This is a genomic window from Dehalococcoidales bacterium (assembly GCA_035529395.1).
GTDB lineage: Bacteria > Chloroflexota > Dehalococcoidia > Dehalococcoidales > Fen-1064 > DUES01.
Map to the genome: position 1 here is coordinate 56,682 of DATKWT010000122.1, position 11,048 is coordinate 67,729.

At 56.1% G+C, this 11,048-nt stretch carries 12 protein-coding genes; all 12 read right to left on the reverse strand.

The annotated features are described in order from the left end of the window. Window positions 1–39: 39 nt before the first annotated feature. The gene (locus tag VMW13_07945; GenBank protein HUV44744.1) at window positions 40–879 is read right to left on the reverse strand and encodes an MBL fold metallo-hydrolase; all 840 of its coding nucleotides are present in this window, start codon (window positions 877–879) and stop codon (window positions 40–42) included. Window positions 880–974: 95 nt separating this feature from the next. Beyond that, on the reverse strand, window positions 975–1,361 hold the full coding sequence (locus VMW13_07950; GenBank protein HUV44745.1) for a hypothetical protein: 387 nt from the start codon (window positions 1,359–1,361) through the stop codon (window positions 975–977). A 131-nt stretch (window positions 1,362–1,492) separates the two neighbouring features. Then, the gene (gene recO, locus VMW13_07955; protein HUV44746.1) at window positions 1,493–2,263 is read right to left on the reverse strand and encodes a DNA repair protein RecO; all 771 of its coding nucleotides are present in this window, start codon (window positions 2,261–2,263) and stop codon (window positions 1,493–1,495) included. A 95-nt stretch (window positions 2,264–2,358) separates the two neighbouring features. Next, window positions 2,359–2,763, reverse strand: coding sequence for a hypothetical protein (locus tag VMW13_07960; protein HUV44747.1), 405 nt, complete (start codon window positions 2,761–2,763; stop codon window positions 2,359–2,361). A gap of 181 nt (window positions 2,764–2,944) precedes the next feature. Continuing rightward, a complete protein-coding gene (locus tag VMW13_07965) occupies window positions 2,945–3,496 on the reverse strand; it encodes a hypothetical protein (protein HUV44748.1) in 552 nt (183 codons plus the stop codon). A gap of 46 nt (window positions 3,497–3,542) precedes the next feature. Then, on the reverse strand, window positions 3,543–4,154 hold the full coding sequence (gene recR / locus VMW13_07970) for a recombination mediator RecR (protein HUV44749.1): 612 nt from the start codon (window positions 4,152–4,154) through the stop codon (window positions 3,543–3,545). A 25-nt stretch (window positions 4,155–4,179) separates the two neighbouring features. Next, the gene (locus VMW13_07975) at window positions 4,180–4,485 is read right to left on the reverse strand and encodes a YbaB/EbfC family nucleoid-associated protein (GenBank protein ID HUV44750.1); all 306 of its coding nucleotides are present in this window, start codon (window positions 4,483–4,485) and stop codon (window positions 4,180–4,182) included. Continuing rightward, the gene (gene dnaX / locus VMW13_07980) at window positions 4,482–6,071 is read right to left on the reverse strand and encodes a DNA polymerase III subunit gamma/tau (protein HUV44751.1); all 1,590 of its coding nucleotides are present in this window, start codon (window positions 6,069–6,071) and stop codon (window positions 4,482–4,484) included. Before dnaX ends, VMW13_07975 begins: the two co-directional genes overlap by 4 nt. Before the next feature lie 337 nt (window positions 6,072–6,408). Then, a complete protein-coding gene (locus VMW13_07985) occupies window positions 6,409–7,587 on the reverse strand; it encodes a tubulin/FtsZ family protein (GenBank protein ID HUV44752.1) in 1,179 nt (392 codons plus the stop codon). A gap of 70 nt (window positions 7,588–7,657) precedes the next feature. Then, entirely contained in the window at window positions 7,658–8,671 is a 1,014-nt protein-coding gene (gene gap, locus VMW13_07990; GenBank protein HUV44753.1) for a type I glyceraldehyde-3-phosphate dehydrogenase, read from the reverse strand. Between the two features lie 296 nt (window positions 8,672–8,967). After that, complete coding sequence (locus VMW13_07995) at window positions 8,968–9,960, reverse strand: MBL fold metallo-hydrolase (GenBank protein HUV44754.1); 993 nt, start codon at window positions 9,958–9,960, stop codon at window positions 8,968–8,970. Window positions 9,961–9,967: 7 nt separating this feature from the next. Then, the coding region (eno, locus tag VMW13_08000; protein HUV44755.1) for a phosphopyruvate hydratase at window positions 9,968–11,048 on the reverse strand (1,081 nt) is incomplete at its 5' end.

Genomic DNA, 11,048 nt, shown 5'->3' on the forward strand with positions numbered 1-11,048 from the left:
AATCAATTCATTAGACCGTTGCCGGCGGACGCCGGGCTCCTATACCCCCAGCGTTCCCTTCATCACCTGCTCATACATCGCGGCGACGGTAGATGCCACCTGTTGTCTCACTGTCTCGTCCGTTGGTACCGGCAAGCACGCGGTCAGATCCGTTTCGCTCACGACTTCCTCTCTGGTTGCGCCGGCACCAATCAGACTGCTCACACGGTCACGCATTGCTGCAAAGTAGAGGCGGGTGTTCGTCACTGTCTCCATGCCACAAACCGGCCCGTGTCCCGGCGCGATGATGTCGACCTCCATCACCTCGACGCGGTGCAAGAAGTCTATCCACTCACCGAACAGCGAATTCGGTGTCACCAGAGGCATACCACTCACGATGTTGTCTCCCGCGAAGAGTACTCTTTCCTCGGGCAGGTACACAGCCAATGAGTCCGCAGAGTGTCCGCCCGCGTAGAACAGTACCAGTGTCCTGTCCCCCATACAGAGCTTCAGCTCCCTGTCAAAGACCACCTGTGGCAGAGCAATCTCGGCATTGTCGAAGGCTTCTTTGTACTGTTGATAGATGTCCGGGACGTAGCGACTGACTTCTGCGGGTAGATTCTCCTTGAGGTATGCGATCTCATCTGCCGCCCCCCGGTGCGCTATTGTCCGGCCGGTCAAGTGGGCGCCGCCAATCAGATGGTCGAAATGGCCATGCGTGTAGACCAGATACGCGATATCGAGTGGGGACAGCCGGCGGAGTTCATTGCGCAGGTCGCTTACTTCGTGGGGAAGAGTTGGTGCATCTATCAGCACCGGGCCTTTCTCTGTGACCACGCAGCCGATATTGCAGCCAAGATACTCCGTCTCGATGAATACGCCATCCGTAATCTCTTTCATTACTCCTTCTCATGTGAATCTCCTGACGTTGGCTACGGTGATACATGGTGTCTGCATTGACGGAAATACGCCAATGGAATCACCGATGTGCACCGTCAGGGGTCCTGCCTTGATAACCGTGAAGAGATAAGGAGCAGTATACTGGCAACAAGATAGGGCAGGCCAACCATTAGCCAGGCAAGGAAATGGTTGCGGCCAGCATACACGGCTATATGAATACCCAGTCCGATGGAAGCTGCGGCCAGCAGAACACTGGCAAGTCGCTCTCGCCACCAGGATACAATAGTGCCAAGCAATGCCAGACCCAGAAGCACACCCAGTAGAATGCCTGCCGCTTCCATTGCTTCCCTGCCTTCGTCCAGAAATTCACTGACAGCTTCACCAATGAGGAAGACAAGGCAGAATACTCCCATGACCAGCCCGATTATGCGTGCCGCCCACTTCATTCTTCTTGCCAGACGGTGTCGTTTGCTCTCTAACATTGGCTGGTTTCTCACATCAAATCAGTAACTAGTGGATATGCTACGCTTTTGCTCATTGGACGTCAAGACCCCGAATTGAAGAATCCGGGGCAGAATAACGGATTGGGGAGCTAAAACACGGTGATTATGGCTCAGGTCTGAGCCTTCTGTTCCCGCAGGGTGTCCAGCCAGCCGGCAGATTTCAAGTCGCGCTCGAGGAGGTGCTTGAGATAGCTCCTCATTATTGTCTCCAGTTCGCGGGAAAGTTGAGCGTTAAGCTTGAGGCGGTTGGCGGTATCGTAGTCACTACCCTGGAGCAGGCGCAGCACCTTGAGGGCATTGACGGAAATCGGGTAGGTGAATGGCTGGGTCTGGCGACAGTCCGGACAGAGGACACCGCCGGTAGAGGGGCTGAAATAGTTGGTCACCGGTTCCAGTGGCTGGTGGCAGGCAACGCACTGCTGTAGCTGGGGGCGGTAGCCGACCTCGTGGAGGAGCTTGAGCTCGAAGTAGCGCAGGGTGAGCTCCCGGTCCACATCCTGGCAGAGGTTGTGCATGGTATCGAGCAGAAGTTGAAAGAGGGCAGGATTCTCAACGTGCTCGGGGGTGAACTGGTTGACCAGCTCGATGAGATAGAGTCCGTAAGAGGTGAGCCAGAGATCAGTCTTCAGGAGGAGGAAGCCGTTGATAGTCTGGCTGCCGGTGATGGTATCCAGGTTCCGTCCCCGCGCCAGGGAGACCTGGCTGTGAGTGAGCATCTCCAGGTGGCCGGCGAGCTTGCTCTTAGGGCGGCGTACGCCCCTGGCCACACCCTGAATCTTGCCCAGACCGGGAGTGTAGAGGGTGAGAATATGGTCCGCCTCCCTCAGTTTGGTCTTTCTGATGATGATAGCTTCGGTCTGGTAGTTACGCGGTCTGGTCATTTCAGGATATACATCAACTCCTGGAGGGATTCAATCTCATAATCCGGTATTACGCCGGTGAGCTTGCTCATGAATCCCGTCCCGCTCCAGTACCGCTACCTGACGACAAACGGCACGACAAGGGCAATCACTCCGGTGCATACGGCGGCGAGGATGAAGAGGTTGTACCGGGTATTGTAGTTGGCCAGCAGCGATTCATCATAGTAGCCGGATACACCTTGGTCCTGGTACATCTTGAGAAGGCCATGGATGAGCTTGGTCCTGGTCTGCTTGCCCTTCTGCAGACCTATTATCACAACGGCATTGACCACGACGAGCAGGGCGACAAAGAGTATCATGACTATTGTCCAGGTGACATCATCACGAGACTCTCCGGCGATTCCGGTGTTGATGCCGAGGGTCAGCAGGTTGAGGAGAATGGCGGTGATGACGAATATCGTATCCGTGCGTGCGTTCTGCTGGAGTTCCGAGATTATGTGTTCGTGAACCCGTTCAATCATGTTTTACCTCCACTACTGGAATTCTACCGAGCACCATGATGTGTGTCAAGGAAGTATATTCGCTGGATATGCGACGGTTTGCGCGGAGTAGTCCCGATGTCTCGTCACGGCGTCCGGAGATTCGGCTCAGGGTGACACCCCGCGGAACATACCAGCTGGTGTTTCTGCAACTGAGTACTACCTATCTGCCGAATACCAGTTCGTTCGGTTCCCGGGACCCTCTCTTCAGTAGAATATCCCGTTCCTTGAGAAGGCAGGCCCGATTGTGGGCAATGGCAGTATCATACTGACCGCTTTCCCAGGCGTGCATGCACAGGATACCCTTGTCATAGAATGGGTCGTCGTAGTTGGGTATACTCAGATTACGGACGGCCTTGGCCTTAGCCTCAAACTTTTCGTCCTGCAGTTCGCCGTCGAAGTACAGCTCTTCACCAAGTCCGAAGTAGAGTACTCCCGTTTCGAAGGAGGTGTTGAAGGCATAGAACGGCCGGAGCAGGCTGTCAATGACAGTGGCAACCCGCTCATTAAGCTCCGTTATCTCGCTCGTGTCCCGTACGTAGAGTATCCGAAGGGCGTGCCGGTCGATTGACCCGAAGATGACCTGTTGAATGTACTCGTACTCCCGGACATCATTAGTGTAGCGGTAGAGCTGGTTGAATCGGCCGATTGTCTCGATATCAATTATGGTGCCTTCGAAATCCGATTGGATCTCTTCCTGGTATTCCTGTATCAATGTCGTCCTTCCCAGTTGCGATAATATGGAGAAGTGGGTGGGGTGGCTAAAGCTTCTGCCTTCCTTCGATTGCCCGGGTGAGCGTGGTATCGTCGGCGTATTCCAACTCAGTACCGAAGGGGAGCCCATGGGCAAGTCGGGTAACCCTGACACCGATGGGGGAAATAACGTGGTTGAGGTAGAGGGCGGTCTGTTCACCTTCAAGGTTGGTATTGGTGGCCAGGATGACTTCCTGTATGGTACCTTCCTGCAGACGGTCGGTAAGCTCCCTGATTCTAACATCACCGGAGCCAACGCCTTCGGTCGGGGAGATGGCACCGTGGAGTACGTGATAGAGGCCGTGGTAGACGCCGGTATGCTCTATTGCCAGGATGTCCTGGGGTTGCTCAACGACGCAGACCGTGCTGCGGTCGCGCTGCTCGCTGAGGCAGAGTGGGCAGGGGTCGACGTCAGTTACGTTGTAGCAGACGGAGCAGAGCGTTATCTTCTGCTTGACCTCCCGTATGGTGTCGGCGAGGAGGCCGGTCTGTTCGCGGGGAGCGCGTAGCAGATAGTAGGTGATGCGCTGAGCACTCTTGGGCCCGATGCCGGGCAACTTGCTCAGTTCCTGGACGAGCCGGTTGATGGCATCAGCGGCCGGTATGCGACCCTGATTCAATGTAAATCCTCCAGAACCTTAGTGATTAAGTCAGCCCCGGTATCTTGAGGCCGCCGGTCAGCCCCTTCATGCGCTTGGCGGCTGCCTTTTCTGATTTCGCCTGGGCGTCACGTACCGCTTTCAGTACCAGTTGCTCTAGCTGCTCCGGCTTCTCCGGGTCCATGGCGTCGGGAGAGATAGATATCGATACTATCTTCTGCTGACCGTTTGCGGTGACCTTGACGGCGCCCTTTCCGGCCTCGGCCTGCACTTCTGTCTTTTCGAGTTCCTTCTGGGCCTCTTCAAGTTTGGCCTTGAGTTGCCGTGCCTGGTTTATCATGGAAAGGTTCATACTTCCTCCGTATCTTCAATCTGGGCACCGAGCTTCAGCGCTTCTTTCACGAGATGGTTGTCTTCAGCGACGCATTGTACGCGGCACGGGTGCCCGAGAAAGCTGCTTATAATGCTATCGACTACTCTCTGGTTTTCCGGGTCTTCGAGCTTCTCTTTGAATACCGGATATTTGAAGGAGAGGATTACCTTGTCATTCTCGACAGAGACCGGCTGAACGCCGGCGCTTCTCAGGATGGCCAGGGCGGGAGTTTTCCTGGTCTCCAGTGGGGCTTCCTCGATGACCTTCCTCCAGTCCTGCCGTAGTCGTTCCGTTTCGCTTCCCGGTGCTGCTGCCGGGCTGCTGGTGGCGACTGCGGGCTGCGGTGTTTCAGAGGGCGCGGGTTTTCTTTCCGGTGGCCTGGTGGTTGGCGCAGTGGTTACCGGTGGAGGTGTGGTCTTCTGCACCGGACGGGGTGCTGGTTCAGGTCGTCTGGCGGGCTTTTCTTCTTCGGCCGGTGGTGCCAGGCTGCAATCGACAATAGCCAGCTCCAGGGGGAGCGCGGAGTGGTTCTCAAGACCGATGTCAAGCTGGCCGAAGGTCTTGACCACCTTCAGTACATGGGCCAGCGAGGCTTTGGTGGCCAGGCCTTTAAGCTCAGCGAGGTCTTCGGTGGTGAGGTCGACCGATTCATCGGCACCGGTCTTGACCAGTAGTAGCGCCCTGAGATATTCGACCAGCTCACGGTTAAACTGACGCAGGTTAAGGCCGTCATTGTTGACGTTGTTTATCGTGGCCACCCCGGCGGGGATGTCACCATTGATGATGTGTCTGGCCAGCTCTATGGTACGCCGGTCTCCTGTAATGCCCAGGACCTCCTGGACCTGGCGGAATCCGATATCGGAACCGTAGTAGGTGGTCATCTGCTGGAGAAGGTTCTCGGCATCGCGCAGGCTTCCGGTAGCGCTCCTGGCAATAAGGCGGACCGCCTCCGGCTCGGCGGTGATGCCTTCGCTCTCACAGATTCGGGTCAGTTTGGTGATGATGTCCTGCTGGGAGAGACGGCGGAAATCGAAACGCTGGCAGCGTGAGATGATTGTGGGGAGTATCTTGTGGGACTCGGTGGTAGCGAGGATGAAGATGACGTGTGCCGGCGGCTCCTCCAGTGTCTTGAGCAGGGCATTGGAGGCCGCAGTGCTCAGCATGTGGACTTCATCGATGATGTAGACCTTGTAGCGGGCTTCGTTGGGGGCGTAGTTGACCTTTTCGCGGAGACTGCGGATATCGTCGACTCCGGTGTTGCTGGCGGCGTCAATCTCGATGACATCCAGGGCACGCCCTTCTGTTATTGCCTGACACATGTCGCAGGTGTTGCACGCCTCACCCTGGCCGTTAGTCAGGCAGTTAACTGCCTTGGCGAGGGCCCGTGCAGTGCTGGTTTTGCCGGTGCCACGCGGACCGCAGAAGAGATAGGCGTGGGAAATGCGACCACTGGCAAGGGCATTGAGCAGGGTCTGCGTTATCGGTTCCTGACCGACCACCTCAGCCAGTGTTCCGGGTCGCCACTTACGGTAAAAGACCTGTGAAGTCATGTTTTTCGTCACCATTATACCCTATTACGGCGGCTTTCTAAAGGTTTTGCGGGCGTTGGTATGGTTGGTGACAGGCCATTCTCTCCCGGCATTAAGAGTTGTATATTTGAGGAGAATCAAAATTTCACGCCACTGTCCTCAGTGGCGTGTCGCTCAGAATGACATTGGTGGGTCAGATTGCTTCGTCGCTGGTGCTCCTCGCAATGACAGTAGGGGTAGGGTTGGATTCTGCGTCACTGCGGACAGTGCGCCACTGCGGACAGTGGTGGTAAAGAAAGGAAAACAGCCCCGGCAGAATCCACCACGAGGGCTGTTCGGAAGGCGATACCGTGTCCTGAAACTTCAGGACATGTCAGTTCAGCAAGGACGGTACATCCTTGGCGTACTCGTCTATTTCCTTGAGCTTGCTCTCCACCTGCTTCTGCCGTTTCTTTATCGTGGAGACAACTCCAGCGGCCTCAATGTAGTACTTTCGGATTTTCTCCACATTCCTCAGTTCGGAGAGGATTACGGAGACCTCGAGGGAGCCCCTGTCCCTGGGATAATCACCGTTCCTGATGATGGCTTCCGGAGTCAGGCTCTTGAGGTATTCGCCGAGTTCTTTGATGACACTGAGGCTCATCTCTTTGCCCGGTGCCGAGACCAGATAGAGTGCCCTGGTGGCGTCTTGAGTGTCGCACTTGAACGATAGCTCACTGATAGCTTCGTCCATTGCCTCTATTCCCCGGTGCATCTCGGTGCTCTTATCCCTGAAGTTGCGGGTTGTCTTAAAAGGCAGCCGGATGGATGGTAGCGCGGACTTCCCGTAGCCGATAACCGACCATCCGACTATGCTCTGGATAATATCCCCGGCATCGAGTAACCGGGCACCGACGTACTTGGCCTTCTTCTCCTCACCGGCACAGAGGATATTATAGAAAGGTTCAACAATCATATCATTAATCTGGGAAAGGTTGTTCCTCAGGGAAGCGTTCTTTCTGACGTACCTCTGGTTGTCAACCAGGAAGATGGCATCGGCTACGGAACTGGCCGACTTAAGGCATGTCGCCGAATTGTAGATGGTCCTTTCTTCGGTACGCTCTTCGTGCTCAAAGGGAAGGATGAGCAGATTGTAGATTGGCTTGTCTACGTAGCGTTCCTTGATGACCTGTGTCATTATGGATATCGCGCCGGAACCGGTGCCACCGGCGGTACCGGCAACCATCAGGAAGGCGTCTGACTCAAAGAAACGCGGGGTCCCTCTTATGGCGTCAATGACCTTGTCGGCGTCCTCTCTGGCAATCTCGGCGCCGAGTTCGTTAATCTTGCCAACGCCGTGACCACCGGACTTGCGTCCCCCGATGAGAATTCTATGTTGGTAGTCAGGCTTGATATAAGACAGCCCGCTGAGGTCGGCAAGGTCAGTATTGACCGCAAAGGCGCCGGTGACTATCTCAATCCTGCGTTGTGCTCGTGACCTCCTGTTCAGTCGGGCAAATCCGTCGGCAATATTCGACCCACACTGGCCGAATCCAATTACTAGAAGCTTCACCTTACCACCTCAAAACAAAACCGGATATTGTGGTTATTGTAAACTCACCAGCTTATATTGTCAAACCTGGCTACAATCCCCTGTCGGTAATGAAGGCGGCGAGGTCGGCCAGACGGCAACTGTAACCCCATTCATTGTCGTACCATGCGAGGACCTTGGTCATATTGCCCCCGATGACCATGGTATTGAGCGCATCGACAATAGAGCTCGCAGGATTCCCTTTGAAATCCGTGCTGACGAGCTCGTCGGCACAGTACTCCAGTATCCCCGCCAGTGGACCCTCAGCGGCCTGCTTGAAGGCCTGGTTGACCTGCTCAACGGTGACTTCGGTATTGAGTTCGGCGACGAGGTCCACCAGCGAAACGGTGGACACAGGGACGCGCAAAGCCATACCGTGAAGCCTGCCTTCAAGCTCCGGGATGACACGTGCCACTGCGTAGGCGGCGCCGGTGCTGGTGGGGATGATGTTCAGGGCGGCGGCGCGGGCACGGCGCAGGTCTTTGTGGACCACGTCCATCACCTTCTGGTCATTGGTGTAGGCGTGGATGGTGGTCATCAGTCCTTTATTAAGTCCGAATTCATCATTCAGCACCTTGACCAGTGGGGCGATACAGTTGGTAGTGCAGGAGGCATTGGATATGATGTGGTGTTTCTCAGGGACGTACTGGTCCTGGTTGACGCCGAGGACGATGGTGATGTCTTCATTGCGTGCCGGGGCGGAGATGAGTACCTTCTTGACACTGTCCCCAAGGTGAGCGGAGGCTTTGGTGCCGTCGGTGAACAGGCCGGTCGACTCTATCACGATGTCTACCCCGTAGTCCTTCCAGGGAATCTCGGCCGGGTCACGCTCGGTAAGGGCTCTTATCTCTTTACCGTTGACAATGATAGAGTTGCCGTCTTTACCCGGTTCACAGGGGAAATGACCGTAGTTAGTATCCCATTTTAGAAGATGTGCGTTGGTCCTGGTGTCGGCAATGTCGTTGATGGCGACCACTTCCAGTTTGTCGGAGTGGTACTGAATAATGGTGCGGAGGGTAAGCCTGCCGATTCGACCGAAGCCGTTGATTCCGAGCCTGGTTGCCATACTGCACCTCCTTGCTATGTGTGTGCCCGTGTAATTTTAACAGAAAGGCCGGTGGCAGTACCAGTGCTGGTGGGTGAGCTTGCTTCGTTGCCATCTCTTCGCTTTGCTCGGACTTCTGGCTCCTCGCAATGACAACCTTCTCTCCCGTCTTTGCGAGCGTACCTGCTGGCTTTGCCAGCAGGCCGAAGCCGAAGCAATCTCAGATTCTGCGTCACTGAGGACAGTGGCGTGTTGTTCAGAATGACAGTGGTGGGTCAGATTGCTTTGGAGCCAAGGTCCTCGCCATGACGGGCGTGTCAGGCGTGCCGGTAGTATATGATTTCCTTTCGGTTGGTCCTGACGACACGGTCATTGACTCTCATCGCTTCGAGGTGCGCCAGAGTCTCGGATACCGCCATTCTTCGGTCGGGAGAGGCCAGGTCGTTGAAATGAACGCCACCAAATTCCGGCATCCAGGTGATGTGTCCGGCGATATCGAAGGCGGTCATTGGCTCGTCCTTGAGGGCAGCCAGGATTTCCTGATTCCTCACCTCATGGTGCTCGATGATTTCATCGATTCTCTTGGGGAGGTTCTCTATTAGTTGCTCGTGCGCTGGCAGGGCCAGCGTGACATCCATCGGCCTGACCTTGCCCAACGAGCCGATGAAATCGGCCAGAGGGTTGTTCCGGGCGAGGGGCTGGAGGCTGATATTGGGCGTGATGACCGATAGGACGTGGTCTCCGGCGAAGAGTAGCTTCCGTTCCCGTTCGTAGAAACAGATGTGGCCGGGGGAGTGCCCCGGAGTCCAGACCACCTGGAGGTGGAAATCACCCACCGGGATACTATCACCGTCGGAGAGTGTCACATCGGGGAGGACGGTAGCTCCGGCCCGGCGCATGGCGGCAAACATCCGGGACGCGGGCAACTCGTTTTCAGGGACGCCATTGCTGCGGAACCATTGCTCCATCCGGTTGAGATAGTCATCAAAACTGGAGTACTGTGGGTTGAGGAAATCCCTGTCTATCTCGTGCAGGGCAATCGTAGCACCGGAAAGCTCCCTGATACGTCCGGCCAGTCCGTAATGGTCGTGGTGGGCATGGGTCACCAGTATTTGAGAGATATCCCGGAACGTGACACCGATTTCAGCGAGCTGGTCATGTAGTGACTGGAGGGCGATATCGTCGTTCCACCCGGCATCGATAAGGGCGTGGCCGTCATCACCTCGAATGAGGTATACGTTGGTGTTCTCCAGGGGGTTATTCGGGATTGGCACCTTTAGCTGGTAAACGCCGGGTACAATCTCGGTCATACTGCTGCTATTCCTTTCCGTAGTGGAACGCCTTCACACCGGCGAAGCGCGCTTTCGGTCCCAACTCCTCTTCTATTCGGAGCAGGCGGTTGTATTTGGCGGTCCTTTCCGAGCGGCAGGGAGCGCCGGCCTTGATGAGACCGGTATTCAGACCGACGACAAGGTCGGCGATGGTGGTATCTTCGGTCTCACCGGAGCGGTGGCTGACTATTGCCCGCCAGCCGGCCTCGTGGGCCATGCGGACGGCAGCAATGGTCTCGGTGAGGGTGCCAATCTGGTTGAGCTTGATGAGGATAGCATTGGATGCTCCCAGTTGAATGCCCCTGTCCAGGCGCTCGACGTTGGTGACATAGAGGTCGTCACCCACCAGCGTGATTTTTTCACCGAGTTTCCTGGTAATAGTCTGCCAGCCTTCCCAGTCATCCTCGTCCATGCCGTCCTCGATGCTGATAATGGGGTATTCCGAGACCCACCCGGCATAGTAGTCGACCATCTCAGGGCTGCTGAGAGATTGACCTTCCCGGGCGAGGATGTATTTGCCGTCCTGGTAGAACTCGGTAGAGGCGGGGTCGAGGGCGATGAAGCAGTCCTTACCGGGTTGGTAGCCGGCCTGCTCTATGGCTGTCAGGATTACGTCGACTGCTTCGCTGTTTGAGGACAGGCCGGGTGCGAAACCGCCTTCATCACCGACACTGGTGTTCAGTCCCTTGTCCTTGAGCACCTTCTTCAGGGCGTGGTAGACCTCCGTGCCGATGCGCAGGGCGTGGCGGAAACTGGTAGCGCCAGCGGGGACGACCATGAACTCCTGGAAATCCGTCGAGTCAGCGGCGTGCTTACCGCCATTCAGGATGTTCAGCATCGGTACCGGCAGGGTGTTAGCGGTTTCTCCGCCTAGATACCGGTACAACGGTATACCGAGAGAACTGGCGGCGGCATGGGCTACGGCGAGGGATGTCCCGAGAATGGCGTTGGCGCCGAGGCGGGACTTATCCGGGGTACCGTCAAGGTCGATGAGCCTGCGGTCAATGGTTGACTGGTCGGTGGCAGGCATACCGATTACGGTAGCAGCTATCTCCCCATTGACATTG